The following is a 16,530-nucleotide window of genomic DNA, read 5'->3' as shown; positions in this document are numbered from 1 at the left end:
CTAAGCAGCCGTTACCGCAGCAACGGATATGTACTCAATCAAAAAGCCCACAAAAAAAACGCCCCAATCTCTCGACCAGGGCATTTTCCATTCAACTCAACCTACAAAGCCTCAGTGCGAAACCGCCCCACTAGCCCCCAACCCAGTCTGCGAACGCACAAACTGCGGGAAAAACAGCGCACGCTCGTTCTCTGCCGCCGCCGACTTGTCGGTGATCGAGAAGAACCAGATCCCGATAAACGCAATGATCATCGAGAACAACGCCGGATACTCATAAGGGAAGATCGCCTTCTCATGATGCAGAATCTGCACCCAGATGGTCGGGCCAAGAATCATCAGACCCACCGCACTCACCAGACCCAGCCAGCCGCCAATCATGGCGCCACGGGTGGTCAGCTTCTTCCAGTACATCGAAAGCAGCAGGACCGGGAAGTTGCAGCTGGCCGCAATGGAGAACGCCAGGCCAACCATGAACGCGATGTTCTGGCTTTCGAACAGGATGCCCAGGCCGATGGCCAGCACGCCCAGTGCGACGGTGGTGATCTTCGAAACGCGGATCTCATCCTTCTCGTTGGCCTTGCCCTTCTTGATCACGCTGGCATAGAGGTCGTGGGACACCGCCGAAGCACCGGCCAGGGTCAGGCCCGCCACTACCGCCAGGATGGTCGCGAACGCCACGGCCGAGATGAAGCCGAGGAAGATGCTGCCGCCCACGGCGTTGGCCAGGTGCACCGCCGCCATGTTGTTGCCGCCGAGCAGAGCGCCCGCTGCATCTTTAAAGGCCGGGTTGGTGCTTACCAGCAGGATCGCGCCGAAGCCGATGATGAAGGTCAGGATGTAGAAGTAGCCAATGAAACCGGTCGCATACAGCACGCTCTTGCGGGCTTCTTTCGCGTCGCTCACGGTGAAGAAGCGCATCAGGATGTGCGGCAGGCCGGCGGTACCGAACATCAGTGCCAGGCCGAGGGAGAACGCCGAGATCGGGTCTTTCACCAGACCGCCGGGGCTCATGATCGCTTCGCCCTTGGCGTGAACCTTGATGGATTCGGAGAACAGGGTGTTGAAGTCGAAGTTGACGTGCTTCATCACCATCAGCGCCATGAACGAGGCACCAGACAGCAACAGCACCGCCTTGATGATCTGCACCCAGGTGGTCGCCAGCATGCCGCCGAACAGCACGTACAGGCACATCAGGATACCGACCAGAATCACCGCGACGTGGTAGTCGAGGCCGAACAGCAGCTGGATCAGCTTGCCGGCACCCACCATTTGCGCGATCAGGTAGAACGCCACCACCACCAGCGAACCGCAGGCCGACAGCGTGCGGATCTGGGTTTGCCCGAGGCGGTAGGACGCCACGTCGGCAAAGGTGTATTTGCCGAGGTTGCGCAGACGCTCGGCGATCAGGAACAGAATGATCGGCCAGCCCACCAGGAAGCCGATCGAGTAGATCAGGCCGTCGTAGCCGGACGTGAACACCAGCGCGGAAATCCCCAGGAAGGACGCCGCCGACATGTAGTCACCGGCAATCGCCAGACCGTTCTGGAAACCGGTGATCTTGCCGCCCGCCGCATAGTAGTCGGCAGCCGACTTGTTGCGTTTGGAGGCCCAGTACGTGATGCACAGGGTCGCGCCGACGAACACCACGAACATGACGATCGCGGAAACGTTGAGCGGTTGCTTGTGGACTTCGCCGGTCAGGGCGTCAGCGGCCCAGGCGGCTGGAGCGAACGCTGCGATGCTCAAAAGAGCCAGTAGACGCCGGATCATTGCTGAGCCTCCTTGAGAATCGCATTGTTCAGGTCGTCGAACTCGCCATTGGCGCGGCGCACGTAGATACCGGTCAGGATGAAGGCCGAGACAATCAGCCCGACACCGATGGGGATGCCCCAGGTGATCGATGAACCGGCACTGATCTTGGTCCCGAGCACTTGCGGCCCGTACGCTATCAGCAGGATGAATCCGGAGTAGAGCCCTAGCATGATCGCCGAGAGTATCCAGGCGAACCTTTCCCTTTTTTTCACCAGCTCCTTGAAGCGCGGGCTGTTCTGAATAGAGAGGTAAATGCTGTCGTTCATTGTTTTTATCCTCGCAGCACAGATTTTTATTTTTGGAACGTATCCACTGTATGCGGCTGCGAGCCGGCTTCCAGACGACCTTAGTAGTAGATGGCCATGACACTTTCGCCATTCTTGAGCACACCAAAAACAAATGTGGGAGCGGGCTTGCTCGCGAAGGCGGTGCGTCAGTCAACATCACAGTCAGCTGACAGATTGCCTTCGCGAGCAAGCCCGCTCCCACAAGGGTAATGCGTAACTTGCGTTTATTTAGTCCATTCAGCCACGCGGTCCGGATGTTTGGCGACCCAGTCCTTGGCAGCGGCTTCAGGTTTGGCACCGTCCTGAATCGCCAGCATCACCTGACCGATTTCGTCTTTGGAGGCCCACTGGAAGTTCTTCAGGAACTTCGCCACTTCCGGCGCCTTGGCATCCAGCTCTTTGCTGCCGATGCTGTTCACGGTTTCAGCCGCGCCATACACGCCTTTCGGGTCGTCGAGGAAGCGCAGTTTCCACTTGGCGAACATCCAGTGCGGCACCCAGCCGGTCACGGCGATGGATTCGTTCTTTTTCTCGGCGCGGGTCAGCTCGGCGATCATGCCGGCGCCGGAACTGGCCTTGAGGGTGTAACCGGTCAGGCCGTAATCCTTGATCGCCTGGTCGGTCTTGAGCATCACGCCTGAGCCGGCGTCGATGCCGACGATGCGATTCTTGAAGCTGTCGTCGGTTTTCAGGTCTTCGATGGATTTGGCTTTGACGTACTCGGGCACGATCAGGCCGATTTTTGCATCCTTGAAGTTCGGGCCGTAATCGACGACCAGATCCTTGTTCTTCGCCCAGTACTCGCCGTGGGTCACCGGCAGCCAGGCCGACAGCATGGCGTCGAGTTTGCCGGTGGCAACGCCCTGCCACATGATCCCGGTGGCGACGGCCTGGAGCTTCACGTCGTAGCCGAGTTTCTGTTTGATCACCTCGGCCGCCACGTGGGTGGTCGCAACGCTGTCGGACCAGCCGTCAACGTAACCGATGTTCAGGGTCTGTTTTTCAGCGCTGGCGAAAGTGGAGCTCATCGCAAGCACCAGTGCGGCACCTGCGCCTAAAAGTCGTCGCATCTTCATCGTTACTTCCCCGAAATGCTGCGCCCGACGGATGCCGGGCATCGTCAACGTATTGTTATGGTGCACAGCGCCCCCATCACGCCTGACCGCAAACTCGTTCGAACATCAGCGGAGTACTGATGGCTTTGATCATCAACCTGACGCACACAGCGACCTGCTCTGTCAGCGACCTCGAAGCAACGAGAAACGACATCAGAAAGCCATTAACTGCGTCTGAATATTTGACGCCAGACAATCCGCCCGAACTTTGCATGTCAAAAACATGCAGGCCACCAACCCCTCTATAAATGCAGGTAACATGCGTCGCTTTGCAGCCACTCGGCCTGACCATGTCCGCATCCTCCCGCTTCCCTTTTCTTCCCTATCTGTTCGCCAGTCTGCTCGGCCTGTTTGCGCTTTGCGGCTTCTGGTACGGCCTCGGCAAACCGGTGATCCTGCCGGACGTCGCCACCCCGACCCACAAGTTGCAATGCGCCTCCTACACGCCGTTCGACAAGGATCAGTCGCCGTTCGACGTGCCGTTCAAACTGCGCCCGGAGCGCATGGACGCCGACCTCGCCCTGCTCGCCACCCGCTTCCAATGCATCCGCACCTATTCCATGACCGGCCTCGAAGCCCTGCCGGAACTGGCGCGCAAGCATGGTTTGAAGCTGATGATCGGCGCCTGGGTCAACAGCAACCCGGTGGACACCGAGAAAGAAGTCGATCTGCTGATCGCTTCGGCCAACGCCAACCCGGACGTGGTCACTGCCGTGATCGTCGGCAACGAAGCCCTGCTGCGCAAGGAAGTCACCGGTGCGCAACTGGCGAAGCTGATCAACAAGGTCAAGCGCCATATCAAGCAGCCAGTGACCTACGCCGATGTCTGGGAGTTCTGGCTCAAGCACCCGGAAGTCGCGCCGGCGGTGGATTTCCTGACCATTCATTTGCTGCCGTACTGGGAAGATGATCCTTCGAACATCGACGCCGCCCTGCAACACGTGGCCGATGTGCGCCAGGTGTTCGGCAACAAGTTCGCCCCCAAGGACGTGATGATTGGCGAAACCGGCTGGCCGAGCGAAGGCCGTCAGCGGGAGACCGCATTGCCGAGCCGGGTCAACGAAGCCAGGTTCATTCGCGGTTTTGTAACTTTGGCCGAACAGCAGGGCTGGCGTTACAACCTGATCGAAGCGTTCGACCAGCCGTGGAAACGCGGCAGTGAAGGCGCGGTTGGCGGTTACTGGGGGCTGTTCGATGCGGATCGCCAGGACAAAGGCGTGCTGGCCGGGCCGGTATCCAACGTACCGGACTGGTCGCGCTGGATGGCAATCGGCGGTTTGATTTTCCTCGGCACGTTGGTGCTTGGCGGTCGGGTTCGCACCACGGGTTCAGCGCTGGTGCTGCCATTGCTTGGCGCCCTCGCCGCTTGTTCGATCGGCGCCTGGGGCAATCTGGCATGGCTGACCACGCGATTCGCCAGCGAATGGGTGTGGGTCGGTCTGCTGACTGTGCTGAATCTGCTGGTGCTGACCCATGCCGCACTGACCTTGAGCGCCCGCAGCGGCTGGCGTGAACGCGCCTTCAATGCATTCGAACGACACGCAGGCTGGCTGGTTGCAGCAGCCGGTTTTGCGGCAGCGATAATGGTGCTGGAGATGGTGTTCGATCCGCGCTATCGCAGCTTCGCGAGTGCGGCGTTCATTCTGCCGGCACTGGTTTACCTGTGCCGCCCGGTGCCGGTGGCCCGCCGGGAAATTGCCCTGCTGACCTTCATCATCGGTGCCTGCATTGCGCCGCAGCTGTTCCGTGAAGGTTTGCAGAACCAACAGGCCTGGGGCTGGGCGCTGGTCAGCGGGTTGATGGTGGCGGCGTTGTGGCGTTGCCTGCAGGTTCGCAAAGGCTGACCTTCAGTATCTGAAAGCATCGCGGGCTCGCCCGCGATGCATGACTACTCGTTGGCGGAGCGCGATTCCCGCACCAACCGCAACCCCGCAATCACCACCGCAAACACCGCCAGCGTGGTGTTGTACAACGCCAGCGCCGGAAACCCGAACACCAGCGCCAGCACCGCCAGCCACCACCCTGCCCGCCCCGGCACGACAAAACCGATCACCGCAGCCGCGACCGCCGCCCAGCCGAGCATCTGGAAATGAATCATCAGGCCCAGGTTCGAGCGTACCGAACATTCCCAGCGGCTCGCCTCATCCACGCAGATGCCCACCCATTGCGCGTCCTCCATGAAGCCATAACGCGCGCCATAACTGGCGGCCAGCCATAACGGCAACAGAACGAGCAGCAGAATCACAGGCAAGCGGCGGGACATGGAGCACTCCAATCGAGGAAATCGGCGGCCAGCTTAATCGCCTGCCAGCCGTGTGCAAGAACTAACAACTCTTAACTGGTCATTCGATCCGCGCAAAGTGTATCGTCCGGCTACTATTACCCCGAATTCCGTCTGATTGGTGCCGATGCATGGCACTTTGGCGCTAACCCAGTGGTCATAGCCTGCGAACCTCATTCGGCACCTTCCTTTAAGGGATTCACTCATGCTCCGATCCTTGCGCTTCGCCGCCCTGTTTGGCGGCCTTATCCTGAGTGCGTCCGCGCTGGCGGTGGATATCGACGCCGCCAGTTACGGCTATCCGCTGACCAACCCGTTCGAAGCGACCATCGCCACCACGCCGCCGGACCTGCGTCCGGAGCTGCCGTCGGACGACGACATCAATCAGACCGACCGCAGCGTCACCCTGCGCCCGGAACGCGAGTTCATCCTGCCGGACAATTTCTGGGCAGTGAAAAAACTCACCTATCGCATCGCCACCCAGGACAAGGCAGCCCCGCTGATCTTCCTGATCGCCGGCACCGGCGCGCGGTATGACAGCAGCCTCAACGAATACCTGAAAAAGCTCTACTACAAGGCCGGCTACCACGTGGTGCAGCTGTCCTCCCCGACCAGTTTCGACTTCATGAGCGCCGCCTCGCGTTTCGCCACCCCCGGCGTGACCAAGGAAGACGCCGAGGACATGTACCGGGTGATGCAGGCCGTGCGGGCGCAAAACCCGAAAGTGCCGGTCACCGACTATTACCTCAGCGGTTACAGCCTCGGCGCACTGGACGCGGCATTCGTCGCTCACCTGGACGAAACCCGCCGCAGTTTCAACTTCAAGAAAGTCCTGCTGCTGAATCCGCCGGTCAACCTGTACACCTCGATCACCAACCTCGACAAACTGGTGCAGACCGAGGTCAAGGGCATCAACAACAGCACCACGTTCTATGAACTGGTGCTGGCCAAGCTGACCCGCTACTTCCAGCAGAAAGGCTACATTGACCTCAACGACGCGCTGCTCTACGACTTCCAGCAGTCCAAGCAGCACCTGAGCAACGAGCAGATGGCGATGCTGATCGGCACCTCGTTCCGCTTCTCGGCGGCGGACATCGCCTTCACTTCGGACCTGATCAACCGTCGCGGCCTGATCACCCCGCCGAAATTCCCGATCACCGAAGGCACCAGCCTCACGCCTTTCCTCAAGCGTGCGCTGCAATGCGACTTCGACTGCTACCTGACCGAACAGGTGATCCCGATGTGGCGCGCCCGCACCGACGGCGGCAGCCTGCTGCAACTGATCGATCAGGTCAGCCTGTACGCCCTCAAGGATTACCTGCACGACAGCCCGAAAATCGCCGTGATGCACAACGCCGACGACGTGATCCTCGGCCCCGGCGACCTCGGCTTCCTGCGCAAAACCTTCGGCGATCGCCTGACGGTTTATCCACTGGGCGGCCATTGCGGCAACCTTAACTATCGCGTCAACAGCGACGCCATGCTGGAGTTCTTCCGTGGCTAAATATCTCCTGCTGTTTGCAGCGTTACTCTGTGCAGGCGTGGCCCAGGCCGACAACAGCAAAGCCAACGCACCGGTGGTGGTCGACAGTGACGGCTTCAAGGAGCCGCTGTCCAAACTCAAGTTCAACCCGGGCCTGGACCAGCGCGAATTCGAACGCTCGACCCTCAACGCACTGAACGTGTACGACCCGCTGGAGTCGTGGAACCGCCGGGTCTACCACTTCAACTACCGCTTCGACCAATGGGTGTTCCTGCCGGTGGTCGACGGCTATCGCTACGTCACGCCCGGTTTCGTGCGCTCCGGTGTGAGCAACTTCTTCAACAACCTTGGCGACGTGCCGAACCTGGTCAACAGCCTGCTGCAGTTCAAGGGCAAGCGTTCGATGGAAACCACCGCGCGCCTGCTGCTCAACACCACCATCGGCATCGCCGGCCTGTGGGACCCGGCCACCGCCATGGGCCTGCCGCGCCAGAACGAAGACTTCGGCCAGACCCTGGGCTTCTACGGCGTACCGGGCGGCGCGTACTTCGTGTTGCCGATCCTCGGCCCGTCGAACATCCGCGACACCGCCGGCCTGGCCGTGGACTACACTGCCGAATCGGCGATCAATTACCTGAACGTGTCGAAAGTCAGCGAAAACCACCCGGAAATCTGGGCGCTGCGGGCTGTCGACAAGCGCTACCAGACCCGCTTCCGCTACGGCCAGATGAACTCGCCGTTCGAGTACGAAAAGGTGCGCTACGTGTACACCGAATCGCGCAAGCTGCAGATCGCCGAGTAATTTCGACGAACACAAAACACTGTGGGAGCGAGCTTGCTCGCGAAGGCGGAGTGTCAGTCTATAGAAATGGGACTGAACTACCGCATTCGCGAGCAAGCTCGCTCCCACAGTTGTGTTATGCGCTGGAGATCAGCCCTTCAGGGCTTTCCAGAGCCTGCCGACAACCGACACAACAGCCAGCACCACCGCCCCCGCCACAACACCCGCCACGCCATTGAGCAACACGGGTACTGCAAACCCTGCACTGCCCGCCGCTGCGGCAACGCTCTCGATCCAGTGATGCACCACCGGTACGCCGTGGGTCAGGATGCCGCCGCCGACCAGGAACATCGCCGCCGTGCCGATCACCGACAGGCCTTTCATCATGTACGGCGCGGCGCGCAGGATGGCGTTGCCGATGCGTTTCGCCGCAGCGCCGGGCTTCTGGGTCAGCCACAGGCCGAGGTCATCGAGTTTGACGATGCCGGCCACCAGGCCATAGACGCCCACGGTCATGACGACCGCGATGCCCGACATCACGATCACTTGCTGGGTCAGCGAAGCCTCGGCCACGGTGCCAAGGGTGATGGCGATGATTTCCGCCGAGAGGATGAAGTCGGTGCGGATCGCGCCTTTGATCTTGTCCTTCTCGTAGGCCACCAGATCGGTCGCAGGATCAGCCACCGCTTCGGTCAGCTGTGCATGCCCGGCCTGATCTTCATCCTTGCCGTGCAGCAGCGGATGGGCGAGTTTCTCGAAACCCTCGAAGCACAGGTAGGCGCCGCCGACCATCAGCAGCGGCGTCACCAGCCACGGCACGAACGCACTGATCGCCAGCGCCGACGGCACCAGAATCAGTTTGTTGACGAACGAGCCCTTGGCCACCGCCCACACCACGGGAATTTCCCGTTCGGCGCGCACGCCCGAGACTTGCTGGGCATTGAGCGCCAGGTCATCGCCGAGCACCCCGGCGGTCTTCTTGGCGGCCATTTTGCTCATCAACGCCACATCGTCCAGAACGGTGGCGATGTCGTCGATCAGCACCAGCAAACTGCTTCCTGCCATGGGTCAGGCTTCCCTGTGTAAAAAAGTGCGCGCAGCATACCGTGCGCCACTCAAGGGAGCGAGAGGCTACGGAACCTGCCAGCCACCACCCAGGCTCTGGAACAGCGCGACACTGCCCTGACTGAGCAAACCCTGGGTATCACGCAGGTTCTGCTCGGCCTGCAACAGCACCAATTGTTGGGTCAGCACCGCTTGCTGGCTGACGGTGCCGGCCCGTTGCTGCGCCTGCTGACTGCCGAACAATTGCTGGTTGCGCTGGAACATCTGATCAAAGGCTTGCGCCTGAATATGCAGATGATTGATCGCCGACAGATTGTCTTCGACGTTCTGCAACGCCCCGAGCACCGTGCCGCGATACGTGGCCACGTCCTGATCGTAAGTGGCCTCGGCCGCTTGCTTGGCCGCCTCGCGGGCGCCGCCGTCGAAAATGGTTTCCGCCAGCGCCGGCCCGAGGGTCCAGATGCGATTGGGTACGGAGAACAGTCCACCCAGCGCCGATCCTCGGAAGCCACCTTCGGCGGTCAGACTCAGGGTCGGAAAGAATGCCGCTTCGGCAACGCCGATCCGCGCGTTCGCTGCCGCAGCCAAGCGTTCGGCCGACACCACATCAGGTCGACGCAGCAACAGATTCGACGGCAGCACCGGCGGCGGCATCGGCGTCGTGAAGCGATAGTCAGCGGCCTTGGGCAAATCGAACTGCGCCGGCGCCACGCCCACCAGCACCGCCAACGCATGCTCGGCCTGCTCTCGCGAGCGCTGCGCTGTTTGCAACGCCGTGACCACGGTACTGAGCTGATCCTGCGCCACCAGCAATTGATCGTTGGTCGCCGTGCCCTGAACGGTTTGCGCCTGAATCATTGTCAGCAGTTGCTGATTGATGGCCTGCTGTTGCTGCAACAGGTCGATGTCGATATCCAGCTGCCGCAGCCCCAGATAATTGGTCGCCACGCTGGCACCGATGGACAGCCGTACGCCGGCCAGCAACGCGTCGGAGGACTGTAGCGAAGCCTGGCTCGACTCGATACCGCGCCGCACCTGCCCCCACAAATCCGGCTCCCAACTGGCCGTCAGGGTGGCGCTGACCGTTTGTTCGACGGTGCTGCCGCTGCTGCCGGTCAAACCGCTGGTGGTGCTGCCGCTGGCGCCGCCGCCGACACCGCGCGCGCCGGACAATCCCACGCCCACGGTCGGCCACAACCCGGCGCGACTCGACGCCACCTGCGCCTGCGCCAGCCGATACGCCGCCTCGGCGCCAATGATCGACTGGTTGGCCTTGGCCGAGCGCTCGATCAGATCGTTGAGAATCGGATCCTGATAGGCGCGCCACCATTGGCTGTTCAGTGCACCCTGCGGATTGGCTTGGGCGCGCTGCCATTGGGTGCCTTCCTTGAACGAAGTCGGCAGTTCAATCGCAGGCTTGTGGTAGTCCGGGCCGACCATGCAACCGCTCAACAACAGGCTCAGCAACAGGCTGGCACCCACGGGGAACAGGCGACGTTTCATTTATCGCTCCTTACGCTTCAGGCGCTGCGACGCCCGGTCCAGCCAAAGGTAGATCACCGGCGTGGTGTACAGCGTCAGCAACTGGCTGAACAGCAGCCCGCCAATGATCGAAATCCCCAACGGCCGGCGCAGCTCCGAGCCATAGCCGCTGCCCAGCACCAGCGGCAGTGCGCCGAGAATCGCCGCCAGCGTGGTCATCATGATCGGCCGGAAGCGGATCAGGCAGGCGCGGCGGATCGCGTCCTTGGCGCTCAGGCCGAATTCGCGGCGCTCGGTGATGGCGAAGTCGATCATCATGATCGCGTTCTTCTTGACGATCCCGATCAGCAGAATCACCCCCACCAGCGCGATGATCGACAGCTCGGTGCCGGTCAGCAGCAAGGCGATCAGCGCGCCGACACCGGCTGATGGCAAGGTCGAAAGGATCGTCAGCGGATGCACCAGACTTTCATAGAGCATGCCCAGCACCACGTACACCGACAGCAGCGCCGCAACGATCAGCAACGGCTCGCTGGCCACCGAAGACTGGAACACCTGCGCCGTCCCGGCAAACTGGCCGACCACACTGGCGGGCATGCGCAGCTGTTTCACGGCGTTGTCCACCAGCGCCGTTGCCTGGCCGATGGCGACGCCCGGCGCCAGGTTGAACGAGGCGGTCACCGCCGGAAAAGTGCCTTGATGACTGATCGAAATCGCCGTGCGCCCCACGGAGTAATCCGCCAGCGCCGACAGTGGCACCAGCGTCTGCGAGACCTTGGCATTCAGGTTCGGCGCCGCCGCAGCGCCCTTGGTCGTGACCGCTGCGGTGCCCACCGGCACGTAAATGTTCTTCAGGGTCGCCGGGGACGCCCAGTACGCCGGCGCCACTTCCATCACCACGTGGTACTGATTGGCGGAACGGTAAATGGTCGACACCTGGCGCTGGCCGAAGGCGTCATACAGCGTCTGGTCGATGGCCGACATGCTGACCCCGAGCCGGGCGGCAGCGTCGCGATTGACCGTCACGCTCGACATCAGGCTGTTGTCCTGCTGATCGGTGTTCACATCGGTCAATTGCGGCAAGCCGTGCAGCACCGCAACGACTTTCGGCACCCATTCATCGAGGGTGCTCTGGTCATCGGCGGTCATCGTGTATTGGTACTGCGCTCCGCTCTGCCGCCCGCCGACCGTGATGTCCTGTGCAGATTGCAGATACAGGCGCGTGCCGGGCATGTCGCCGAGGGTGTGGCGAATCTGGCCGATGACCTGATCGGCGCCGTCCTTGCGATCCGCCAGCGGCTTGAGGGTGATGAACAATTGCGCACTGTTGACCGCCCCGCCGATCCCGCCACCGCCGCCGACAAACCCGCCGACGGTCGCCACGTTCGGATTGCTCAAGACCTTTTTATTGATCTCGCTGAAGTTCGACTGGATCGCCCCGAAGGAAATGCTCTGCGCCGCAATGATGCTGCCGGACATGCGCCCGGTGTCTTCCTGCGGAAAGAAACCCTTGGGCACCAACACGTACAGCACGCACGCCAGCACAATCACCAGCAGCGTCAGCAGCCCCATCAAAAACGAATGCTCGACAACCCAACCCAGCGTGCGGTCGTAGAACCGGTGAAAGTACGAATCCGGATGATCGTCGCCATTGCCGCTCTGCTGCTGAGTGCGCAGCAGCACGCTGGCGAGCATCGGCGTCACCGTCAGCGACACCAGCATCGAAATCACGATGGCCACCGACAGCGAAATCGAAAACTCGCGAAACAGCCGCCCGACCACCCCGCCCATCAGCAGCAACGGAATGAACACCGCCACCAGCGACACGCTGATGGTCATCACCGTGAAACCCACCTCCCGCGCCCCGGCCAGCGCGGCTTGCACACGGCTTTCGCCTTTCTCCAGGTGACGCATGATGTTCTCGACCACCACGATCGCATCGTCCACCACAAACCCGGTGGAAATGGTCAGCGCCATCAGCGACAGGTTGTTGAGGCTGTAGCCAAGAAAATACATCGCCCCGAAAGTGCCGAGCAGCGACAGCGGCACGACGATGGCCGGGATCAGCGTGCTGCGCCAGTCGCGGAAGAAACCGAAGGTCACCAGCGTCACCAGCGCGATCGAAATCAGCAGGGTCACTTCCACGTCGTGCAGCGAGGCGCGAATGGTGGTGGTGCGGTCCATCAGGATATTGATCTTGATCGCCGAGGGGATCGAACTCTGCAGGAACGGCAGGTCGGCCTTCACCGCATCCACGGTATCGATGACGTTGGCCCCGGGCTGCTTGAACACCACCAGCAGCACCGCCGGTTTGCCGTTGGACAGACCGAAATTGCGCAGGTCTTCGACATCCTCGGTGACGTCCCCCAGATCGGAGATACGCACCAGATCACCGTTGCGTTGCTTGACCACCAGCGGCCCGTAATCGCTGCCCTGATACAGCATGTCGTTGGCCTTCAGGCCATAGGACTGATCGCCGACCGACACCGTGCCTTTGGGCAGATTCACGTTGGACGCCTGAATCACCTGCCGAACCTGCTCCAGGCTGACGCCGTAGCGATTGAGCCGGTCCGGATTAAGCTCGATGCGCACCGCCGGCAGCGCCGCGCCGCCCACCGTGACATCGCCGACACCCGTGGTCTGCAACAGCCGCTGCTCGAGCAGGGTCGAGGCCACGTCGTACATCTGGCCACGGGTCGCCGAATCGGAGGTCAGGCTGAGAATCAGGATCGGCGAGTCGGCCGGGTTGACCTTGCGGTAAGTCGGGTTGCCGGACAGATCGCTCGGCAGGCTGCTGCGCGCCGCGTTGATCGCCGCTTGTACATCCCGCGCCGCGCCATCGATGTCGCGGTTGAGGTCGAACTGTAAAGTGATGCGGGTCGCCCCCAGCGAACTGGACGAGGTCATTTCAGTGACCCCGGCGATCTGCCCGAACTGACGTTCCAGCGGCGTCGCCACCGACGACGCCACCGTACTCGGGTCGGCACCGGGCAACGACGCGCGCACGCTGATGGTCGGGAAATCCACCTCCGGCAACGGCGCCACCGGCAGCAGGTTGAACGCCAGCACACCGAACAGCGCCAGCCCGACCGCCAGCAGCGTGGTGGCGATGGGGCGCTGGATGAACGGCGCGCTAAGGTTCATCGCGCAAGGCCTCGGCCGCCACTGGCCGGCGCCGGGTGAAGCGCTGCTCCAGGCCATGCATGGCGAGGAAAATCACCGGGGCCGAAAACAGCGTCAGCAACTGGCTCAGCAACAAGCCGCCAATGATCGCGATCCCCAGCGGATGACGCAGCTCCGAGCCGATCCCGGTGCCCAGCGCCAACGGCACCGCGCCGAACAGCGAGGCCATGCTGGTCATCAAGATCGGCCGGAATCGCAGCTCGGCGGCCTGACGGATCGCGGCCACCGGATCGAGCCCTCCCTTGCGCTCCAGTTCCAGGGCAAAGTCGACCATCATGATGCCGTTCTTCATCACGATGCCGATAAGCAGCACGATGCCGATCAAACCAATGATGTCGAACTGCGTGCCGGTGATCAGCAACGCCAGCAAGGCGCCGAGCGCGGCGGACAACAGGGTCGAGAGAATCGTCACCGGGTGCACGAAGCTCTCGTAGAGAATCCCCAGCATCAGGTACACCACGATGATCGCCGCCAGCACCAGAAACACCTGATTGGACAACGACGCCTCGAACGTCGCCGCCGCCCCTTCCAGATTGGCCTGCACCGACAGCGGCAGGCCGGCCTGGGCTTCGATGTCCTTGAGCCGCGTCACCGCCGCGCCGAGAGTCTGGCCGGGGGCGAGGTTGAACGAGACATCGGCGTAGGGAAATTGCCCCAGACGATTGATGGTTACCGGCGCGCGAATCACCTGCATCGTCGCCATGCTCGACAGCGGCGCCACCCCGCCGCCGGGAATATCGACATAGAGCCCGGTCAACAGATCCGCCAGATTGCGCGGCGGATGGTCGGTGGCGATCACCACGTGATACTGGTTGAGCTGGGTGTAAATGGTCGACACCTGGCGCTGGCCGAAAGCGTCATACAACACGTCGTCGATGGCTTGCGGCGTGATGCCCAGACGCGACGCCGTGGCACGGTCGAAGTTGAGCTGGATCTGATTACCGAACTGCATCGCCTGGCTTTGCACGTCGGTGAACATCGGGTCCTGCTTGATCGCCGCGAGCAGTTTGTTGGTCCAGGTTTCCAGTTCGCCCGGGTCGGTGGCTTGCAGGCCGAGGCGGTAACTGGTGGTCGAGACGGTGGCGTCCAGCGTCAGGTCCTGCACGCTGTGCAGGTACAGGCGAATTCCGGCGTCGTCGGCATTGGCGTCGGAGAGCCGGCGAATCACCGCCGCGCTGCTGTCTCGGTCGCCGTGGGGCTTGAGGTTGATCAGCAGGTTGCCCTGATTGATCGTCGGGTTGGTCTGGTCGATGCCGACGAATGACGACAGGCTCGCCACCGCCGGGTCCTTGAGAATCCGCGCCGCCAGCCGCTGCTGCTCGCTCTGCATTTGCTGGAAGGAAATGCCCGGCGAGGCCTGGGAAATGCCCTGGATCAACCCGGTGTCCTGCTCGGGGAAAAAGCCCTTGGGCATCACCACGATGATCAACAGCGTCAGCAGCCCGGTGAGCACCACCGAGATCAGCGTCAGCCCGCGATGCAGCAGCACCCAGTCCAGGCCTTTGACGTAATAGCCGTTGACCCGGTCGAAGAAGTCGACCCGGCGTTCCTCGTGTTTGTGCTTGAGCATGCGCGAACACATCATCGGCGTCAGGGTCAGGGTGATCAGCGCCGAGATGACGATGGTCACCGCCACCGTCATGGCGAATTCGCGAAACAGCCGGCCCACCACATCGCCCATGAACAGCAGCGGAATCATCACCGCGATCAGCGCCACCGACAGCGAAATGATGGTGAAGCCGATCTGCTCCGCGCCCTTGAGCGCAGCCTGCATCGGCGAATCGCCGGCCTCGATGTAGCGGGTGATGTTCTCGATCATGACGATGGCGTCATCGACCACAAAACCGATGGCAATGGTCAGCGCCATCAGCGTCAGATTGTTCAGCGAAAACCCCACCGCGTAGGCCACCGCCAGGGTGCCGACCAGCGTCAGCGGCACGGTCACCGCCGGGATGATCGTCGCCGCCACATTGCGCAGGAACAGGAAAATCACGATCACCACCAGCAGCACCGCCACCGCCAGTTCGTATTGCACGTCGGTGACCGAGGCGCGGATGGTTTGCGTGCGGTCGGTGAGCACGTTGACCTTCAGCGTCGCCGGCAGACTGGCGCGCAGCTTGGGCAACAGCTGTTGCACGCGGTCGACCACATCAATCACGTTGGCCCCGGGCTGACGCTGGATGTTCAGAACAATCGACGGCGTGCTGTCGGTCCATGCCGCTTGCCGAGGATTTTCCGGGCCCTGGGTCGATGAAGCGATCTGCGACAGGCGAATCGGCGCGCCGTTCTTGTAGGCAATCACCAGATCGCGGTACTCCTCGGCGGACTGCAACTGGTCGTTGGTGCCAATGGAATACGCCTGATATTTGCCGTCGATATTGCCCTTGGCCTGATTGACGTTGGCCGTGCCCAGCGAGGTGCGCAGGTCATCGAGGGACAGCCCCAGACTGTTCAGCGCCGAGGTGTTGGCCTCGACCCGCACCGCCGGGCGCTGACCGCCGCTGAGGGTGACCAGGCCGACGCCGGTGATCTGCGAAATCTTTTGCGCCAGCCGCGTGTCGGCGAGGTCTTCAACCTTGGTCAGCGGCAACACGTCAGAGGTCAGCGACAGCGTCAGCACCGGCGCATCGGCCGGATTGACCTTGCTGTAGACCGGCGGGTACGGCAGGTTCGCCGGCAGGAACGTGCCGGCGGCGTTGATCGCGGCCTGCACTTCCTGCTCGGCGACATCCAGCGACAGCGACAGATCGAATTGCAGGGTCACCACCGAAGCGCCGTCGGAGCTGGTGGAGTTCATCGACTTGAGCCCCGGCATCTCGCCGAGCTGGCGTTCCAGCGGCGCGGTGATCGACGAACTGATGACCTCGGGACTGGCGCCGGGGTATTGGGTGAACACCTGAATGGTCGGGTAATCCACCTCCGGCAACGCCGACACCGACAGCAAGTGATAACCCAGCAGACCTAACAACAGCACCGCCACCATCAACAGCGTGGTGGCCACCGGGCGTTCGATGAAGGGGCGCGAGACGTTCATGGGCTAC

General features: G+C 62.0%; 11 protein-coding genes. 3 read left to right on the top strand and 8 right to left on the bottom strand.

Annotated features, from left to right (window positions below; genetic code table 11):
* Positions 1–111: 111 nt before the first annotated feature.
* The 3 genes from CAG02_RS11225 to CAG02_RS11215 form a co-directional block, all read right to left on the bottom strand.
* A complete protein-coding gene (locus CAG02_RS11225) occupies positions 112–1,770 on the bottom strand; it encodes a cation acetate symporter (RefSeq protein WP_085710542.1) in 1,659 nt (552 codons plus the stop codon).
* Positions 1,767–2,078 (bottom strand): DUF485 domain-containing protein, encoded by a 312-nt coding sequence (locus CAG02_RS11220; RefSeq protein ID WP_085710541.1) that lies wholly within the window; start codon positions 2,076–2,078, stop codon positions 1,767–1,769. The genes CAG02_RS11225 and CAG02_RS11220 overlap by 4 nt, the downstream gene beginning before the upstream one ends.
* A gap of 245 nt (positions 2,079–2,323) precedes the next feature.
* Positions 2,324–3,175, bottom strand: coding sequence for a glycine betaine ABC transporter substrate-binding protein (locus CAG02_RS11215; RefSeq protein WP_085710539.1), 852 nt, complete (start codon positions 3,173–3,175; stop codon positions 2,324–2,326).
* Between the two features lie 287 nt (positions 3,176–3,462).
* Between CAG02_RS11215 and CAG02_RS11205 the strand changes: the two genes are divergently transcribed.
* Positions 3,463–5,058 (top strand): beta (1-6) glucans synthase, encoded by a 1,596-nt coding sequence (locus CAG02_RS11205; protein WP_085710538.1) that lies wholly within the window; start codon positions 3,463–3,465, stop codon positions 5,056–5,058.
* 44 nt (positions 5,059–5,102) lie between these two features.
* On the opposite strand, the gene CAG02_RS11200 is transcribed toward CAG02_RS11205, so the two are convergent.
* The gene (locus tag CAG02_RS11200) at positions 5,103–5,477 is read right to left on the bottom strand and encodes a hypothetical protein (RefSeq protein ID WP_085710537.1); all 375 of its coding nucleotides are present in this window, start codon (positions 5,475–5,477) and stop codon (positions 5,103–5,105) included.
* A gap of 223 nt (positions 5,478–5,700) precedes the next feature.
* Between CAG02_RS11200 and CAG02_RS11195 the strand changes: the two genes are divergently transcribed.
* Positions 5,701–6,999, top strand: a complete 1,299-nt coding sequence (locus CAG02_RS11195) for a serine/threonine protein kinase (RefSeq protein WP_085710535.1) — start codon at positions 5,701–5,703, stop codon at positions 6,997–6,999.
* Positions 6,992–7,780 (top strand): VacJ family lipoprotein, encoded by a 789-nt coding sequence (locus tag CAG02_RS11190; RefSeq protein ID WP_085710534.1) that lies wholly within the window; start codon positions 6,992–6,994, stop codon positions 7,778–7,780. The genes CAG02_RS11195 and CAG02_RS11190 overlap by 8 nt, the downstream gene beginning before the upstream one ends.
* A 129-nt stretch (positions 7,781–7,909) precedes the next feature.
* On the opposite strand, the gene CAG02_RS11185 is transcribed toward CAG02_RS11190, so the two are convergent.
* The 4 genes from CAG02_RS11185 to CAG02_RS11170 form a co-directional block, all read right to left on the bottom strand.
* Positions 7,910–8,824, bottom strand: a complete 915-nt coding sequence (locus tag CAG02_RS11185) for a DUF808 domain-containing protein (RefSeq protein ID WP_085710533.1) — start codon at positions 8,822–8,824, stop codon at positions 7,910–7,912.
* A gap of 66 nt (positions 8,825–8,890) precedes the next feature.
* On the bottom strand, positions 8,891–10,327 hold the full coding sequence (locus tag CAG02_RS11180) for an efflux transporter outer membrane subunit (protein ID WP_085710531.1): 1,437 nt from the start codon (positions 10,325–10,327) through the stop codon (positions 8,891–8,893).
* Positions 10,328–13,450, bottom strand: a complete 3,123-nt coding sequence (locus CAG02_RS11175; protein WP_085710529.1) for an efflux RND transporter permease subunit — start codon at positions 13,448–13,450, stop codon at positions 10,328–10,330.
* Entirely contained in the window at positions 13,440–16,523 is a 3,084-nt protein-coding gene (locus CAG02_RS11170; RefSeq protein WP_085710528.1) for an efflux RND transporter permease subunit, read from the bottom strand. Before CAG02_RS11170 ends, CAG02_RS11175 begins: the two co-directional genes overlap by 11 nt.
* Positions 16,524–16,530 lie beyond the last annotated feature (7 nt).

Origin of the sequence: Pseudomonas sp. R43(2017), from assembly GCF_002112345.1 — a bacterium.
GTDB classification, from domain to species: Bacteria; Pseudomonadota; Gammaproteobacteria; order Pseudomonadales; family Pseudomonadaceae; genus Aquipseudomonas; species Aquipseudomonas kribbensis.
This window is presented reverse-complemented; position numbering and strand designations above follow the sequence as displayed.

What these genes read in the sequence shown, in the direction of transcription:
- CAG02_RS11180 (WP_085710531.1), bottom strand. Translation starts at nt 10,327, where the DNA reads ATGAAACGTCGCCTGTTCCCCGTGGGTGCCAGCCTGTTGCTGAGCCTG.
- CAG02_RS11205 (WP_085710538.1), top strand. Translation starts at nt 3,463, where the DNA reads ATGCAGGTAACATGCGTCGCTTTGCAGCCACTCGGCCTGACCATGTCC.
- CAG02_RS11195 (WP_085710535.1), top strand. Translation starts at nt 5,701, where the DNA reads ATGCTCCGATCCTTGCGCTTCGCCGCCCTGTTTGGCGGCCTTATCCTG.
- CAG02_RS11170 (WP_085710528.1), bottom strand. Translation starts at nt 16,523, where the DNA reads ATGAACGTCTCGCGCCCCTTCATCGAACGCCCGGTGGCCACCACGCTG.
- CAG02_RS11185 (WP_085710533.1), bottom strand. Translation starts at nt 8,824, where the DNA reads ATGGCAGGAAGCAGTTTGCTGGTGCTGATCGACGACATCGCCACCGTT.
- CAG02_RS11215 (WP_085710539.1), bottom strand. Translation starts at nt 3,175, where the DNA reads ATGAAGATGCGACGACTTTTAGGCGCAGGTGCCGCACTGGTGCTTGCG.
- CAG02_RS11220 (WP_085710541.1), bottom strand. Translation starts at nt 2,078, where the DNA reads ATGAACGACAGCATTTACCTCTCTATTCAGAACAGCCCGCGCTTCAAG.
- CAG02_RS11225 (WP_085710542.1), bottom strand. Translation starts at nt 1,770, where the DNA reads ATGATCCGGCGTCTACTGGCTCTTTTGAGCATCGCAGCGTTCGCTCCA.
- CAG02_RS11200 (WP_085710537.1), bottom strand. Translation starts at nt 5,477, where the DNA reads ATGTCCCGCCGCTTGCCTGTGATTCTGCTGCTCGTTCTGTTGCCGTTA.
- CAG02_RS11175 (WP_085710529.1), bottom strand. Translation starts at nt 13,450, where the DNA reads ATGAACCTTAGCGCGCCGTTCATCCAGCGCCCCATCGCCACCACGCTG.